We start from the raw sequence: 15,847 nt of genomic DNA, 5'->3' as shown, positions 1-15,847 counted from the left end.
TAGCAGTTTTCCCCGACCACCAATTGCATTAAAGTCCTGAAAAAATATTCGGCAGGCTCGAGGGGAGACGACAGTGGCACTAAACGGCAGGCACACGCCGTCGCGCATGACCATATGCGGGACAGGCCTTGGCCAGACTGCCTGTGATGCAAGCCCAGCGGGGCTGTGCCCGTGATACTGGACCGCTACTTCGCCCGCCGCTTTTTGCAAAGCTTTCTGGTCATCGGCGGCATCTTTCTGACCCTGATGATTCTGATCGACCTGATCGAACAGGTACGTCGGTTCAACGAGGTTGACCTTTCCTTTGGCCGCTTGTTGCAACTGACCTTGTTGAACACGCCCGCCGCGATCAGCGAAATGCTGCCCCTGCTGGTGATCCTGGCCACTATCGCGCTGTTCGTGGGGCTGGCGCGCACCTCTGAACTTGTGGTGACGCGGGCCACGGGTCGGTCCGGCATCCGGGCGCTGGTGGCCCCTGTCCTGCTGGCGCTGATCATCGGTGCGCTTGCCGTGACCTTGCTGAATCCGATCGCGGCAGCCACCTCCGAGGAATATCAGCGCCTGTCCGATTCCTACCGCAACAACGGCAGTTCCGCCCTGTCGATCAGCAGCGAAGGCCTGTGGCTGCGTCAAAGCACCGACACAGGTCAGGCCGTGATACACGCCCGAGGCACGTCGAACGGGGATGAGTTGCGCCTGCGTGATGTCACCATCGTCTCGTTCGATCCGGACGGCAAACCGACCCAACAGATCGTTGCAGACCGTGCCAGGCTGATCGATGGAAGCTGGGTTCTGATGCAGGCCAAGGTCTGGAACTTTGAGGACGGCCAGAACCCTGAACTGAACGCGGTCGAGCATGACCGGCTGGACCTGCCCACCTCGCTGACCCGTCAGCGCATTCTGGACACTTTGGGCCAACAGGACTCCGTTTCTGTGTACGACCTGCCGCAGCTCATCAAGGATCTGCGCGAGGCCGGATTCTCGACCAAACAGTACGAGGTCTGGCTGCAAGTCCAACTGGCGCGCCCCTTCTTTCTGGTGTCGATGGTTCTGATCGGCGCCGCATTTACCATGCGCCACGTGCGTTTTGGTGGAACCGGTGTGGCGGTTCTGACGGCGGTTCTGTTGGGCTTTGCCATCTATTTCGTACGCAACTTTGCGCAAATTCTTGGGGAAAACGGTCAATTGCCCATCTACGTCGCTGCCTGGGCCCCGCCCGTTGCCGCCATATTCCTGTCACTTGGCCTGTTGCTGCATGCGGAGGACGGGTAATGCCGCGCCTCGTATCTGCGCTGCTGGCAGGTGTCCTGGTCTTTGCAGTCCCGACCACCGGGTTGAAGGCGCAAACCGCGCCTGGAACCGCGCCTTCGGATGGAGCGGCGCAGCAGCAACAGCCCGCCTTGCTTGTGGCCGACAAAATCTTCATCACGCCCGAGCGAAAGCTGGTCGCCGAAGGCAATGTCGAGGCGTTTCAGGGCGATGTGAAACTGACCGCCCAACGGGTCACTTTCGATCAGGAAACCGGGCAGCTTGTCCTTGAAGGTCCGATCCGCATCGATCAGGCCGGACAGACCACGCTGCTGGCGGATTCGGGCGAGTTGGATGAAGGTATTCAAAACGGCCTGCTGATCGGCGCACGAATGGTGTTTGACCAACAGGTGCAGATCGCCTCAGTTCAGGCCAATCGGGCGGCGGGGCGTTATACGCAATTCAGCAAGGTCTCGGCCACGTCGTGCCATGTCTGCGCAAATGGCAGACCGCCTCTGTGGCAGATCAGGGCGCGCAAGGTAATCCACGACCAGCTCGAACGACAGTTGTATTTCGAAGGCGCACAGCTTCGGGTGCTGGATTTCCCGGTGTTCTATTTCCCCTATCTGCGCTTGCCGGATCCGACACTTGACCGGGCAACCGGGTTTCTGGTGCCGTCGATCCGCAGCACCTCGCAACTGGGGACCGGCGTGCAGGTTCCGTATTTCTTCAAAATCGGCGATCACAAGGACCTGACGCTGACGCCTTATGTATCGGCCCAGACCAAAACGCTGGGTTATCGCTATCGTCAGGCCTTCAAGAACGGCCGCATTCAGATCGAAGGGGCATTCACCCGCGATGATGTGCAACCGGATCAGGATCGCGGCTATTTGTTCGCCAACGGTTTCTTCAACCTCAAAAACGACTACCGGCTGAGCTTCAATCTGCGCACCACATCCGATGACGCCTATCTTGCCGATTACGGCCTGCCGGATTTCGACCGCCTGCGCAGCGAAATCGCGCTGACCCGGATCAAACGCGACACCGCGTTCCGCACCAGTTTCATCCACTACAAGACCCTGCGCGACAGCGAGGATCAGGATGAGATTCCCTCGCGCGTGTTCGATCTGAATTATGAAAGGCGCTATTTCCCCAACGCCATCGGCGGTGAGGTGCGACTGGGCTTTATCACCCACGCCCATGAACGCACCAGCGACGAGGATATTGTTGGCCGTGACGTTGCGCGTGCGACCTTTGACGCAGAATGGTTGCGCAGTTGGACCTTTGCCACCGGACTTCGGGCCGACGTGCAGCTGGGCACATCGGTGGATACGTTCGACATCCGCAATGACAGCGCGTTCCCGGATCAGGTCACACGTGCCACGCCACGCGCGGCACTGACCCTGCGCTATCCGATGACACGCCGGGAACAATCCGGCGCGACCCAGTTTCTGGAACCGATCGCGCAATTCGGCTGGACCGATGTGTCCGATACCGATGTGCCCAACGACGAAAGCACGTTTCAGGAATTCGATCAGGGCAACCTTCTGTCCCTGTCCCGCTTCCCGGCAGAAGACCAGCGCGAGGATGGGGCCACCGCCGTCTTTGGCGTGAACTGGGCGCGGTACAAGGCGAACGGCTGGCAGGCGCTGGCCACCGTGGGTCAGGTCTTTCGCAGCGAAGCCGACCCGAATTTCAACCTGACCTCGGGCCTACAGGGCACAACCTCGGATCTGCTGCTGGCCGGTCAGATCAAAACAGCCAACGGTTGGTCGCTGGCCGGGCGTGGGCTGATCGATGGTGATTTCAGCTTTACCAAGGCCGAGCTGCGCGGCGGCTGGACCGGAGAAGGCAGTGCGATCACCGGCAGCTATGTCTGGCAAGAAGCGGATCCCGCCGAAAATCTGGATGACGAGATTTCGGAAATCTGGCTGCGCGGGCGCTACCGGGTTGACGAAAACTGGCTGACCCGCGCCTCGGCCCGCTATGATCTGGCCGCCTCGGAACCCATTCGTCTGGGGCTGGGCGTGACTTATCAGAACGAGTGCGTGCAGGTTAACATGTCCGTAAGCAGGCGCTTTACATCGACAACAACTATTGAGCCTTCGACCGAATTCGGGTTTACCCTTTCGCTGACAGGATATGCCGTTGAAGGCGGCGGAAAGACATACAAGAGAAAATGCAGTTGATTACAGGTTTCGTCAGGTTTCTCCGTTCCGGTTGCTCCAAACCGGTTACTTTGGCATTGGCAGCAGCCATCTTGGCCTTGTCCGCCCCTCAGTCGGGCGCCCAAAGCCTGTTCTCACCCGCGATCCGCGTCAATCAGGACATCGTCACCTGGTACGAACTGGAACAGCGGATCCAGTTTCTGAACGTTCTGGGCATCCCCGGCGGCACCGAGGCCGAGGTCCGGCAGGCCCTGATCGATGAACGTCTGCGCAAACAAGCCATGCGTGAGGCCGGAATTCAGGCCGCCCCCGAAGACGTGCAGGTCGGCATCGACGAATTCGCCGCGCGCGGCCAACTCAGCACCGATCAGTTCCTGCAATTGCTGGGCGATGCAGGCGTTGACCCCGAAACGGTACGCGATTTCGTGGCCGATCAGTTGGCCTGGCGCGATTATATCAGCGCGCGTTTTCTGTCTCAGGCCCGCCCCACCGAAGACGAGATCAACCGCGCCCTTGGTCAGGGCGGCGGTGGCGGCCTTCAGGTCCTGCTGTCCGAGATCATCATTCCGGTGAACCAGCAAACCCTGGCACAAACCGAGTTGTTGGCCGAAGAAATCTCGCGCCTGCAAGGGTTTGACGCGTTTTCCTCAGCCGCCGCGCAATACTCGGCAGCTGCCACCCGCAACAATGGCGGACGGCTGGACTGGCTGAACATCACCAACCTGCCACCTGCGCTGCAACCCTTGATTCTGGGACTGGAAAACGGTGAGATCACCGAGCCCGTGGGCCTGCCCAACGCCATCGCGCTGTTCCAGATGCGCGGTATTCGCGAGGTCTCGACCGGCGCACCCCGATATTCGAAAATCGACTACGCGATCTACTACCTGCCCGGCGGGCGCAGCGGTGACACGCTGGCCCAGGCTGCCCGCCTGCGCGAGGATATCGACACTTGCGACGACCTGTACGGCATCGCCAAGGACCAACCCGCCGAGGTGCTGGAACGGATCGAGGCCGCGCCATCGGAAATCCCGCAGGATGTTGCCGTGGAACTGGCTAAGCTGGACCGCAACGAGGTGTCTACGGCGCTGACCCGCAACAATGGGCAAACGCTGATGTTCCTGATGCTGTGCAACCGCACCCGCGATCTGGGTGAAGATACCTCGCGCGTTGATGTCGCCAACGCCCTGACCCAGCAACGCCTGCAAGCCTTTGCCGAAAGCCTGCTGGAACAGCTGCGCGCCGACGCATCCATAACCGAGCAATGACAGCCCCCATCGCGCTCAGCTGCGGTGATCCGGCAGGCATCGGCCCCGAAATCGCTGCCAAGGCATGGGCTGAGTTGCGTGGCACCTGCCCGTTTTTCCTTATCGGCGATGCATCCCACCTGCCTGCGGGCACACCAACCCAACACATCGCAGACCCGGCCGAAGCTATTCAGATCAGCCCAAACGCGCTGCCGGTACTGCATCTGGACTTCCCGGCCCAAAACACACCCGGACAGCCCGACCCCGCCAGCGCCCCAAGCGTGATCGACGCGATCGAACGTGGCGTGGCGCTGGTGCAATCTGGCGCGGCCTCGGCGCTCTGCACCGCGCCGATCCACAAAAAGGCCCTGATCGACGGGGCCGGGTTTGCCTATCCGGGCCATACCGAGTTTCTGGCCGCACTGGCGGGGCGACAGCGCGTTGTGATGATGCTGGCCAGCGCGCAGTTGCGGGTTGTTCCCGCCACCATTCACATCCCCCTGTCACGGGTGCCACAGGAACTGACGCCCGATCTGCTGACCGAAACAATCGCGCTGACCGCCGACGGGCTGCGCCGCCAATTCGGCATCGCGCATCCAAGGATCGCTATTGCGGGGCTGAATCCCCATGCCGGTGAAGGCGGCAAGATGGGCACCGAGGAGTTGGATTGGATCGCGCCCCTGATCGCCGGTCTGGACAGCAAGGATTGCTCCGTCACCGGCCCGCATCCGGCAGACACGCTGTTCCACGCCGCCGCCCGCGCCCGCTATGACGCGGCCATCGCCATGTATCACGACCAGGCCCTGATCCCGATCAAGACGCTGGATTTCGACCGAGGCGTCAACGTGACGCTCGGCCTACCCTTCATCCGAACATCCCCCGACCACGGCACCGCGCTGGACATTGCCGGACAAGGCATCGCCAACCCCACCAGCCTGATCGAGGCCCTGAAACTCGCCCAACAGATGGCACAAACCCCTTGATCCTTCACCTGGCTGAAAATATCCCCGCCGGAGGCAAAAAATCTCTGGCGCTCCCCCATCAACCCGCGCCACGGTAACCGGATCATGAGCGCTATCGACACCCTCCCCCCCCTGCGCGAGGTCATCGCGACCCACCAGCTGTCGGCCCGCAAATCGCTGGGCCAGAACTTTCTGCTGGACCTCAACCTGACCGCCAAGATCGCACGTCAGGCCGGGGATCTGACGCAATGCGACGTTCTGGAAATCGGCCCCGGCCCCGGCGGCCTGACGCGGGGGCTGCTTTCGGAAGGTGCGCGCAAGGTTGTGGCAGTGGAAAAAGACACCCGCTGCATCGCCGCCCTGAACGACATCGCTGCGGCCTATCCGGGCCAGCTAGAGGTGATCAACGGCGACGCGCTGGAAATCAACCCGCTGGAACATCTGACGCCACCGATCCGCGTCGCCGCCAACCTGCCCTATAACGTGGGCACCGAGCTTCTGGTCCGCTGGCTGACCCCGCCCGAATGGCCGCCCTTCTGGCAAAGCCTGACCCTGATGTTCCAGCGCGAGGTCGCCGAGCGCATCGTCGCCCAACCCGGCAGCAAGGCCTATGGCCGCCTTGCCATTCTCGCCCAATGGCGGGCCGAGTCGCGCATCGCCATGTCACTGCCCCCCGGCGCATTTACGCCCCCGCCCAAAGTCTCCAGCGCCGTGGTCCACCTGACCGCCCTGCCCGAGCCGCGCTATCCGGCCGATGCAGCCACGCTGTCGCGCGTTGTGGCCGCCGCCTTCAACCAACGCCGCAAGATGCTGCGCGCCTCGCTGAAAGGCGTGGCCCCCGACATCGAGGACCGCTTGATCGCAGCCGGGATCAAACCCACAGAACGCGCCGAACAAGTCCCGCTTGAAGGTTTTTGTGCGCTGGCGCGCCAAATTACGAACCGCTGAGCAAAAAAGCCCCGGACAGTGTCCGGGGCTTTTTGAATTCGTCTATCGGGATTTACTCAGCCGCTTCCGGGGTATCCCCATCCGTTTTGGGCGCACCCTCTGACGCAGGCGCGGCCTTGGGCTTGCGGGCACGCGGTTTGCGGGCGGGTTTTTCTTTTTTCTCGGGCGCTTCAGCCGTTTGGGCGTCGCCTTTGCTTTCCGGTGTTTCGACCAACCCGCTTTCAGGCGCCGACGCCTCGGGCGAGAAATCCATCACATCGGGTTGTGGTGCCTCGGCCGGGTCGGCCTGACGGGCGGCTTCGCGTTCCTGCCGTTCGGCGCGTTCGCGGTCACGCTCGGCCTGACGCTCGCGGTTCTGGCGCTCCTGCTCTTCGCGGCGGGCTTCGATCTCGCGCTGTGCCTCGCTCAGCATCCGCAGATAATGTTCCGCGTGCTGCTGAAAGTTCTCGGCTGCGACACGGTCGTTTGACAACTGAGCGTCGCGGGCAAGCTGGTTGTATTTGTCAATGATCTGCTGCGGCGTGCCACGCACCTTGCCCTCGGGGCCCGAGCTGTCAAAAACACGGTTCACGACGTTACCGCCGGAAGGACGATTGCGGTTGTTCTTGGCCCGCGAGCGGGATTTGGAAGATCTCATCTTACTTTACGTCAGCCTTGTCATTCGCTGTCGACCAACCCGTGTTCTGCACTGCTCTGCGGCGTTTGCCATGACGGGAAGTCAACTTTTTTGGGCTTGGCGTCAGGGGTGCGCTGCAACAGCGTCAACCTCGCCGACTAATCCTGAGTAAACATGTCCTGCCCCGGCAGACAAGAGGATTCTCGGATATTTCGCAGCTTTTTTACCTAAACCGGCGTTTTTCGGCCTCATACTGTTGATTTCAAGCAGGCAGACGTGCGCCCACGACGCGGTCACGCCCGTCCAGATCCGGGATCACGCGGATATCCGCCAGACCAGAGGCGTCAAACAACGCGGCAACCTGCGTGGCCTGTGTAGGGCCGATTTCAACCAGAATGCGCCCGCCAGGCAGCAGAAAATCCGGCGCATCGGCGGCCAGATGGCGGTAGGCGTTAAGCCCGTCGCCCTCATCTGTCAGGGCCATCCGGGGTTCATGCTCGCGCACTTCCGGGGACAGGTCCGGCATTTCCGTCAGCGCAATGTATGGCGGGTTCGAGACGATCAGGTCGAACTTGCCCTCGACCACCTCGAACCAGTCCGAGCGCAGCACTTCGGCACGCGCCTGCACATTGTGCTGCACTGCATTGGCGCTGGTTTGCAGGCAGGCGGCCTCGCTCAGATCCACGCCCACCCCGCTTGCGCTGGTGCGTTCAGCCAGCAATGTGATCAGTATACAGCCCGAGCCGACACCAAGATCCAGCACATGGTCGAACGGCTCGCTCAGCGCGGCTTCGATCAGCGCTTCGGTCTCGGGGCGCGGGTCCAGAACGTCGCGGCTGACATGGAACCGGCGACCATAGAATTCACGCTCACCCAGAAGATGCGAGACTGGCACCCGGATGGCGCGCAGCGAGATCAACTGGTCGTAGCGTTCGGCAATGTCGGGCGGCAGTTCTTCGGGCGCGATCAGAGTGACCCGACTGGCTTCAATCCGCGCCGCATGGGCCAGCAGAACACGGGCGTCCCGCGCCGGATCTTCCACGCCCGCAGCCCGCAGGCGCGCCGTGGCGGCCACCATGGCCTGTGCCGCTGTTTGCACCCCGGTCATTGCGCCATCTCGGCCAGCAGCCGGGCCTGATCATCGGCGGTCAGTGCGTCGATCACTTCATCCAGATCGCCCTGCATCACCTGATCCAGCTTATAGAGCGTCAGGTTGATGCGGTGATCCGTCATGCGGCCTTGCGGGAAGTTATAGGTTCTGATCCGTTCCGACCGGTCGCCCGACCCCACCTGACTGGCCCGATCGGCCGAGCGTTCGCTGTCGATCCGCTGCCGCTCCAGATCATAAAGCCGCGTTTTCAGCACCTGCATCGCGATCTCGCGGTTGCGGTGCTGCGACTTCTCGGAACTGGTCACCACAAGGCCTGTCGGCAAGTGGGTGATCCGCACCGCCGAGTCGGTCGTGTTCACGTGCTGCCCACCCGCACCGGAACTGCGCATCGTGTCGATGCGGATGTCATTTGCGTCGATCTGGATGTCCACATCTTCAGCCTCGGGTAGAACCGCCACCGTCGCTGCCGAGGTGTGAATACGCCCGCCGCTTTCGGTTTCAGGCACGCGCTGCACCCGATGCACACCGGATTCGTATTTCATCCGGGCAAAGACATTGTCGCCCTTGATGTGGGCCACAACTTCTTTGACGCCCCCCAGATCCGAGGCCTGTTCCTCGATAATCTCGAACCGCCAGCCGCGACTTTCCGCATAGCGCTGGTACATGCGCAGCAGGTCCCCCGCAAACAACGCGGCCTCGTCCCCGCCGGTGCCGGGTCGGATTTCCAGCATCGCCGGGCGGGCGTCCGCCTCGTCCTTGGGCAGCAAGGCCAGTTGCAGCGCATGTTCGGCTTGCGGAATCTGCGCCTGCAATTCCGGGATTTCTTCCTCGGCCAGTTCCTTCATATCCGGGTCGGACAGCATCGCCTCGGCCTCGGACAGATCGGCAACCAGCTGACGCCACGCCATGATCTGGTCAACCACCGGCTTGAGGTCCGAATACTCCTTGGCCAAAGCCGCAATGTCCCCGCCCGAGGCACCATCAGCCATGGCCGCTTCGAGGTATTGGAATCGCTGGGTTATCTGCTCAAGGCGTTCTTCGGGGATCATCCCGGCGGTGTCTCTTAATCCGGGGCTTTGGTCAAGGGCTAGCCTTGTGCTAAGATTCTGCCCATGAAACGGTTTGTTCTTGGATTACTGCTGTGTGCCTCGCCTGTTATGGCGGATGTGACCGGCCCGAATGGCAAGGTTCAGGACTGTTATTGCACCGACAAAACCGGCACGCGCGTTGAACTGGGTGAGATGATCTGCCTGCAGGTCGATGGCCGCATGTTCATGGCGCAATGCCAGATGTCACTGAATGTGCCCATGTGGCGCGAGGTGCAGGAAGGGTGCTTGTCGTCTGGTTTGCCGTCCGACTGGCCGGATCTGGAACCTGCGCCCGACACCGCCGCGTCCTAAGCGACACCTGCGGCGTCACATCTGCCCCAACCACCCATCAACCCGCGCCTTGTTCACTCCAAAATCCTTGCGGCCAAAGCGCAAACGCCCGTGAATGCGCAGGACATCCCCATCCTGCTGTACCGTCGTGTAGTCCGGGAAGCCGATCACCTTGGTGCGGGTGATGTAGGTGATCATCCCGTCCCCAACCGATCCGGCCAGAACCGTGGTGCGCGGTGCCGCCCTTGCAATCGCATCCAGACGCGCCAGGCCATCCGGACCCGCCTCAACCACGCGCAAAACGCCGCCCTGCAAGTCACGATCCGCATCGGCCTGAGGGGCCACGTGCCAGCGCTTTGGGTCTGACGGTGCCAATCGGATATACGCCGCCATCCCAACGGCCAGAAAAAGAAGCAAACCAAGGGCTATCTTCATCACCTACCTCAACCTTTTCCCGTCAGCCTATCCCGATCCGCCACCGGAACAAGGTGCCCCGTACGGCTTTACCGCGACGTCACGCCGGGCAGGATGCACAACAGCTCGAACAGCAGGTTCGCCGCCGTCAGCGCCGTGTTGCCCGACGGGTCGTAAGGCGGAGAGACCTCGACCAGATCACAGCCCACCACATTCACCCCCTGCAAGGCGTGGATCAGTTGCAACGCCTGCGGGGTGGTCAATCCACCGATCTCGGGCGTTCCGGTGCCGGGGGCGTAGGCGGGATCGAGACTGTCGATGTCATAGGTGATGTAAACCGGGTGATCCTCGACCGTCTTGCGGATCTGCGAGCCGATCTGGGTCAGGTTTTGTTGCCACAACTCCCACGCCGGAAACTGGCGAAAGCCCCAGTCTTTGGCCTCGGTAAAGTCGGTGGCGGCGTAGCCCGAGCCGCGAATGCCGATCTGAAAAGTTTTGTCGGGGACGATCAGCCCCTCTTCATAGGCGCGACGGAAGACGGTGCCGTGGGTTTCCTTCTCACCAAACATCTCATCGTTCACATCCGCATGGGCATCCACATGGACCAGGGCCACCGGCCCGTGTTTCGCCGCAATCGCCCGCAGGATCGGCAAAGTGATCGAGTGATCCCCGCCCATCGCCACCGGGATCACGTTCTTCGCCAGAATACCGTCATAGCTGTCCTTGATGATCTTCAGGCTTTCGGACAGCGAGAAGGTGTTGATTGCAAGATCGCCAATATCGGCAGTCTGCAAACTGTCGAACGGGGCGGCAGATGTGGCCATGTTATAGGGCCGGATCATCGCGCTTTCGCTGCGGATCTGCTTGGGACCAAACCGGGTGCCTGAGCGCCACGAGGTGCCGATATCCATCGGGATCCCCAACAGCGCAATATCCAGCCCCGCCAGCGAGGTCGCCTGCGGCAGACGCATAAAGGTGTTCGGCCCGGAAAACCGCGCCAGATCATTGCCGCTGATCGGTTGATTATACTCAGTCATGCGCGTTTGGTTCCCACTCCATCAGATCACGTCCCTCAGCACATACCGGATGTATGGCTAACCATTGGTTAACGCCCGAGGGGTCGCGTTTACGTTTTGCCAGCCATCAGGCGTTTCCACCCCAGCAGGCAGATGATCTGCGTGGCCACATGCGCCCCGGCAATCGCCGTCGCACCGGATGTATCGAAAGGCGGCGACACCTCGACCACATCCCCGCCTTTGATGTTGATCCCGGCAATGTCGCGCAGGATGATCTGCGTCTGGATTGAGCTCAGGCCACCCCAGACCGGTGTTCCCGTGCCGGGGGCAAAGGCCGGGTCCAGACCGTCAATATCAAAGCTCAGGTAGACGGGATTGTCGCCCAGAATGCCCTTGATCTTCTGGGCCACGGCGGCGGGGCCGGATTCGTAAACCTCGCGCGCGTCGATGATGTTGACGCCCAGAGTGTCCTCGTTATGGGTGCGGATCCCCACCTGGACCGAGCGTTTGGGGTCCACGATCCCTGATTTCACCGCCTTGTAGAACATCGTCCCGTGATCCACGCGCGACATATCATCATCGGCCCATGTGTCGGTATGCGCATCGAATTGCAGCAGGGACATCGGCCCGAATTTCTCGGCATAGGCTTTGAGGATCGGAAAGCTGATATAGTGATCCCCGCCCAGCGTGACCGAGGCCACGTCGGCGGCCAGGATAGTCCGGATATGATCGGTCAGCGTGTCCGGAAAGGCCGGGATATTGGCATAGTCATAGGCCATGTCGCCATAATCAACGATGGCCAGTTCGCTGAGCGCATCAAACGGCCAGCCATACGGCGCATCGGGCGATTGCAGGGCGCTGGCTTCGCGGATTGCGCGGGGGCCCAGACGTGTGCCGGGGCGGTTGGTCACGGCCTGATCGAACGGCACCCCGGTCACAGCGATGTCCACGCCCTTTAGCTCTTTGGTGTAAAGCCGCCGCAGGAACGAGGTCGCGCCGCCGAATGTGTTCTCATAGGACAGCCCTTTTAGGTCAGGGTTGGTGAACGCCTCGTCCACCTGTGTTTTTGCGTCTTCCAGTGCCATGTCTTGATCCCATCAGCCCAGCGGCTGGGCCTTTTCGACAATCCGCGCGAAGAAAGAAGCTCCCACCGGCGCGATCTCGTCGTTGAAGTTGTATTTCGGGTGATGCAGGCCCGCGCCCTCGCCCTGTCCCAAGAACAGATACGCGCCGGGGCGTTTCTGCAGCATGTACGAGAAATCCTCGGCCCCCATCTCACGCCCGGTATTTGCGGTGACCCGGTCGGGTCCTGCAACATCCCGCGCAACCTCGGCCGCAAAACCCGCCTTGTCGGCATCATTGATCGTTGCGGGATAGCTGACGACATAATCCAGCCGCGCCTCGACCCCGTACGAGGCCGCCTGCCCCTGCACGATCTGCTCCATCCGCTGCATCACCATTTTCTGAACGGCAGGGTCGAAGGTGCGGACGGTGCCGTTGATATAGGCCGTATCGGGGATCACGTTGTTGACCGTCCCGGTATGGATTTGCGTGACCGAAACGACCAGATCGTCCAAGGCATAGTGATTGCGGCTGACAATCGTCTGAATCGCCTGCGCAATGGCGCAGGCGGCCATGACCGGGTCGCGGGTCTCATGCGGCATCGCACCGTGGCCACCGACGCCCTGGATATGCACCTCGAACGTATCGACCGCTGCCATGATCGGACCGGGCGTGGTGTAGAACGCGCCTTCGGCAAAGCCCGGCGCGTTGTGCAGCGCGTAGACCTGAGCGATGTCGAACTGCTCCATGATGCCTTCCTGAACCATGACATTGGCCCCGCCACCCTCTTCCTCGGCGGGCTGGAAAATCAGCGCAACGCGGCCGCGGAAGTTTCGCGTCTCGGCCAGATAGCGCGCGGCGCCCAGCAGCATCGTGGTGTGCCCGTCATGGCCGCAGGCGTGCATCTTGCCGGGGTGTTTCGAGGCGTAGTCTACGCCCGTCTCCTCGGTAATTGGCAGCGCATCCATATCGGCGCGCAGGCCAATGGTCGGCCCGTCGCCCTGCCCGTTGATGATCGCGACCATCCCGGTTTTCGCAATACCTTCGTGCAGTTCATCCACCCCGAACTCGCGCAACCGTTCGGCCACAAAGGCGGCGGTTTCAAAGCACTCGAACTCCAGTTCGGGGATCGTGTGCAAATGCTGGCGCCATGCGGCCATGTCGGCTGAGAAATCGGCAATTCGGTTGACGACGGGCATCTGGGGTGGACTCCTGATCGGGACTGCGGAATGGATGCATCTGACACCGGAACGAAAGGGTTCGCAATGGCCGAAAATCCTCTGATCCACGACAGCGATGCGGGTATCGAACGTTTGCTGGAAATCATGCGTCGCCTGCGCGACCCGGATTCAGGCTGTCCGTGGGACATCGAACAGGATTTTTCGACGATTGCCCCCTATACCATCGAAGAGGCCTATGAGGTTGCCGACGCCATCGAACGTGAGGCCTATGATGAGCTGCAAGGAGAGCTGGGCGATCTGCTGTTCCAGTCCGTCTTTCACGCCCAGATGGCCGAAGAAGCCGGGCATTTCACCTTTCAGGACGTGGTGCGCACCATGTCGGACAAGATGGTCGACCGCCATCCGCATGTGTTCGGCGACGAATCCCGCGACAAATCGGCTGAACAGCAGACGCGCGACTGGGAAACCATCAAAGCGGCTGAGCGTGCGGGAAAGGAACAGAAAGGCGCGCTGGACGGTGTCGCCGCCAACCTGCCTGCCCTGTTGCGCGCGCATAAGCTGCAAAAACGCGCCGCCCGCGTGGGGTTCGACTGGCCCGATGCCAGCCACGTACTGGCCAAGATCACCGAAGAGGCCGCCGAACTGGAAGAGGCGCGCAACAGCAAAGACGCCGATGCGCTTGAGGATGAGTTCGGCGATCTGCTGTTCGTGATGGTCAATCTGGGCCGTCATCTGGGCATCGAGCCCGAAGCCGCCCTGCGCCGCACCAACGCCAAGTTCACCCGCCGGTTCGAACAGGTTGAGGCGCGCCTCGCCGCCCGTGGCAAAACGCCGTCGCAAAGCGATCTGGCCGAGATGGATGCGCTGTGGGATGAGGTCAAGATCGAGGAACACCGCGCCAACGGCAAACTCCCGCCTGTGGACGCACCGACCGGGGCCTGAAACCGCTGGACAAGTGCGGTGACACTTGCGAGTGTCCGCGCTTCAAGACCCCGGAGGCACAGCATGGCACCGCGCAAGATCATCATCGACACCGACCCGGGACAGGACGATGCCGTCGCCATCCTGCTGGCGCTGGCCAGCCCCGAAGAGATCCAGGTTCTGGGCATCACCGCCGTCGCCGGAAACGTCCCGCTGGCGCTGACCGCCAAGAACGCGCGCATCGTGTGTGAACTGGCCGGGCACACGCATATCCCGGTCTATGCCGGGTGCGACCGCCCGCTGAACCGCCCTCTGATCACCGCCGAGCATGTGCATGGAAAAACCGGGCTGGATGGCCCTGTATTGCCGGACCCGGTGATGCCGCTGGCCGAGGGCCACGCGGTCGATTTCATCATCGACACCCTGCGCGCGCAGGAACCGGCAACGGTTACGCTGTGTCCGCTGGGACCGCTGACAAACATCGCCTCGGCGTTCCAGAAGGCGCCTGACATCATCGACCGGGTGCAGGAAATCGTGCTGATGGGCGGCGCCTATTTTGAGGTCGGCAACATCACTCCGGCTGCGGAATTCAACATTTACGTCGACCCGGAAGCTGCTGAAATTGTGTTCAAATCCGGCGCTCATATCGTGGTCATGCCGCTGGACGTAACCCATGACGCCCTGGTCACGCCCCATCGCAACGATGCGTTCCGGGCGCTGGACAGCAAGGTTGGCCATGCGGTTGCCGAAATGACCGATTTCTTCGAACGCTTTGACAAGGAAAAATACGGCTCGGAAGGCGCACCGCTGCACGACCCTTGCGTGACGGCCTATCTGATCCGGCCAGACCTGTTCTCGGGCCGCCACATCAATGTTGAGATCGAAACCCAGTCAGAGCTGACGCTGGGCATGACCGTGGCCGACTGGTGGCGGGTCACGGATCGTGCGCCGAACGCGATGTTCATGGGGGATGTCGACGCCGAAGGATTTTTCGACTTGCTGACAGAAAGGCTGGCCCGCCTATGAGCGCCGCACTGAGACTTGCCCGCCCCGAGGATCTGGATCGCCTGATGGGTCTGGTCACCGCTTTCCATACCGAGGCACAGATCGCGCAGGATGCCGATCAACGACGCGAGGCGTTGCTGCCGTTGCTGGAAGGCATCCCGCATGGCTGCATCTATCTGATCGGTCCGGGCCGCGCGCCTTTGGGCTACATCATCCTGACCTTCGGCTGGTCGGTCGAGTTCGGCGGCATGGACGGCTTTGTCGACGAGATCTACATCCGCCCTGCCGTCCGGGGCCGTGGCATCGCAACCGAAGTGCTGTTGGACTTGCCCAAAGCGCTGGCCGAGGCCGGGCTGACTGCGCTGCATCTGGAAGTCGATCGCACCAATGAAACGGCGCAAAAACTGTATCTGCGCACGGGCTTCAAACCGCGTGAGCGTTACATGTTGATGAGCAAGCCGCTCTAGCGGGATTCCCCACGGAAAATCAGGCCCGGATTGTACATCTCTTGAACCGGGTCATCCTGAGAGATCTCTGCCCCCGTAATCGGATAGGTTCCGGGCTCGGTGCAG

General features: G+C 61.7%; 16 protein-coding genes. 9 read left to right on the top strand and 7 right to left on the bottom strand.

Annotated features, from left to right (window positions below; genetic code table 11):
- Nucleotides 1-171 precede the first annotated feature (171 nt).
- From lptG to rsmA, 5 genes are all read left to right on the top strand, one after another.
- Complete coding sequence (gene lptG, locus ACR0MO_RS02145; protein ID WP_170453017.1) at nucleotides 172-1,272, top strand: LPS export ABC transporter permease LptG; 1,101 nt, start codon at nucleotides 172-174, stop codon at nucleotides 1,270-1,272.
- Nucleotides 1,272-3,437 (top strand): LPS-assembly protein LptD, encoded by a 2,166-nt coding sequence (locus ACR0MO_RS02140; RefSeq protein ID WP_480889483.1) that lies wholly within the window; start codon nucleotides 1,272-1,274, stop codon nucleotides 3,435-3,437. The genes lptG and ACR0MO_RS02140 overlap by 1 nt, the downstream gene beginning before the upstream one ends.
- A complete protein-coding gene (locus ACR0MO_RS02135; protein WP_480626103.1) occupies nucleotides 3,428-4,681 on the top strand; it encodes a peptidylprolyl isomerase in 1,254 nt (417 codons plus the stop codon). The genes ACR0MO_RS02140 and ACR0MO_RS02135 overlap by 10 nt, the downstream gene beginning before the upstream one ends.
- Entirely contained in the window at nucleotides 4,678-5,643 is a 966-nt protein-coding gene (gene pdxA / locus ACR0MO_RS02130; protein WP_480580867.1) for a 4-hydroxythreonine-4-phosphate dehydrogenase PdxA, read from the top strand. Before ACR0MO_RS02135 ends, pdxA begins: the two co-directional genes overlap by 4 nt.
- Before the next feature lie 84 nt (nucleotides 5,644-5,727).
- Nucleotides 5,728-6,570, top strand: coding sequence for a 16S rRNA (adenine(1518)-N(6)/adenine(1519)-N(6))-dimethyltransferase RsmA (gene rsmA / locus ACR0MO_RS02125; RefSeq protein WP_480626105.1), 843 nt, complete (start codon nucleotides 5,728-5,730; stop codon nucleotides 6,568-6,570).
- Nucleotides 6,571-6,622: 52 nt separating this feature from the next.
- Here the strand turns inward: rsmA and ACR0MO_RS02120 are convergent, their stop codons facing one another.
- The 3 genes from ACR0MO_RS02120 to prfA form a co-directional block, all read right to left on the bottom strand.
- Entirely contained in the window at nucleotides 6,623-7,207 is a 585-nt protein-coding gene (locus ACR0MO_RS02120) for a DUF4167 domain-containing protein (protein WP_170450140.1), read from the bottom strand.
- A 241-nt stretch (nucleotides 7,208-7,448) separates the two neighbouring features.
- Nucleotides 7,449-8,294 (bottom strand): peptide chain release factor N(5)-glutamine methyltransferase, encoded by an 846-nt coding sequence (gene prmC / locus ACR0MO_RS02115; protein WP_480626106.1) that lies wholly within the window; start codon nucleotides 8,292-8,294, stop codon nucleotides 7,449-7,451.
- Entirely contained in the window at nucleotides 8,291-9,346 is a 1,056-nt protein-coding gene (prfA, locus tag ACR0MO_RS02110; protein WP_170621922.1) for a peptide chain release factor 1, read from the bottom strand. The genes prmC and prfA overlap by 4 nt, the downstream gene beginning before the upstream one ends.
- 63 nt (nucleotides 9,347-9,409) lie before the next feature.
- On the opposite strand from prfA, the gene ACR0MO_RS02105 reads away from it, so the two are divergent.
- Nucleotides 9,410-9,697: a hypothetical protein gene (locus tag ACR0MO_RS02105; protein WP_170450133.1), complete on the top strand. Its 288-nt coding sequence runs from the start codon at nucleotides 9,410-9,412 to the stop codon at nucleotides 9,695-9,697.
- Nucleotides 9,698-9,712: 15 nt separating this feature from the next.
- On the opposite strand, the gene ACR0MO_RS02100 is transcribed toward ACR0MO_RS02105, so the two are convergent.
- The 4 genes from ACR0MO_RS02100 to ACR0MO_RS02085 all read right to left on the bottom strand — a co-directional run bounded on the left by ACR0MO_RS02100 (nucleotide 9,713) and on the right by ACR0MO_RS02085 (nucleotide 13,367).
- Nucleotides 9,713-10,111: a DUF1499 domain-containing protein gene (locus tag ACR0MO_RS02100; RefSeq protein WP_170621924.1), complete on the bottom strand. Its 399-nt coding sequence runs from the start codon at nucleotides 10,109-10,111 to the stop codon at nucleotides 9,713-9,715.
- Between the two features lie 68 nt (nucleotides 10,112-10,179).
- Nucleotides 10,180-11,127 carry an agmatinase gene (speB, locus tag ACR0MO_RS02095; RefSeq protein WP_170621925.1) on the bottom strand — a complete coding sequence of 316 codons (948 nt, stop codon included), beginning with the start codon at nucleotides 11,125-11,127 and terminating at the stop codon, nucleotides 10,180-10,182.
- 89 nt (nucleotides 11,128-11,216) lie between these two features.
- Nucleotides 11,217-12,191, bottom strand: coding sequence for an agmatinase (gene speB / locus ACR0MO_RS02090; protein WP_170450127.1), 975 nt, complete (start codon nucleotides 12,189-12,191; stop codon nucleotides 11,217-11,219).
- A 12-nt stretch (nucleotides 12,192-12,203) separates the two neighbouring features.
- Nucleotides 12,204-13,367, bottom strand: a complete 1,164-nt coding sequence (locus tag ACR0MO_RS02085) for a M20 aminoacylase family protein (protein ID WP_170450125.1) — start codon at nucleotides 13,365-13,367, stop codon at nucleotides 12,204-12,206.
- Nucleotides 13,368-13,433: 66 nt separating this feature from the next.
- On the opposite strand from ACR0MO_RS02085, the gene mazG reads away from it, so the two are divergent.
- The 3 genes from mazG to ACR0MO_RS02070 all read left to right on the top strand — a co-directional run bounded on the left by mazG (nucleotide 13,434) and on the right by ACR0MO_RS02070 (nucleotide 15,742).
- On the top strand, nucleotides 13,434-14,291 hold the full coding sequence (gene mazG, locus ACR0MO_RS02080) for a nucleoside triphosphate pyrophosphohydrolase (RefSeq protein WP_170453015.1): 858 nt from the start codon (nucleotides 13,434-13,436) through the stop codon (nucleotides 14,289-14,291).
- Nucleotides 14,292-14,354: 63 nt separating this feature from the next.
- Nucleotides 14,355-15,296: a nucleoside hydrolase gene (locus tag ACR0MO_RS02075; protein ID WP_170621928.1), complete on the top strand. Its 942-nt coding sequence runs from the start codon at nucleotides 14,355-14,357 to the stop codon at nucleotides 15,294-15,296.
- The gene (locus ACR0MO_RS02070) at nucleotides 15,293-15,742 is read left to right on the top strand and encodes a GNAT family N-acetyltransferase (protein ID WP_170450121.1); all 450 of its coding nucleotides are present in this window, start codon (nucleotides 15,293-15,295) and stop codon (nucleotides 15,740-15,742) included. The genes ACR0MO_RS02075 and ACR0MO_RS02070 overlap by 4 nt, the downstream gene beginning before the upstream one ends.
- Nucleotides 15,743-15,847: the final 105 nt, after the last annotated feature.

The sequence above is a fragment of the Ruegeria sp. K5 genome (assembly GCF_056531805.1).
The sequence above is the reverse complement of the archived record's forward strand: the minus strand, read 5'-3'. Positions and strand labels throughout refer to the sequence as shown.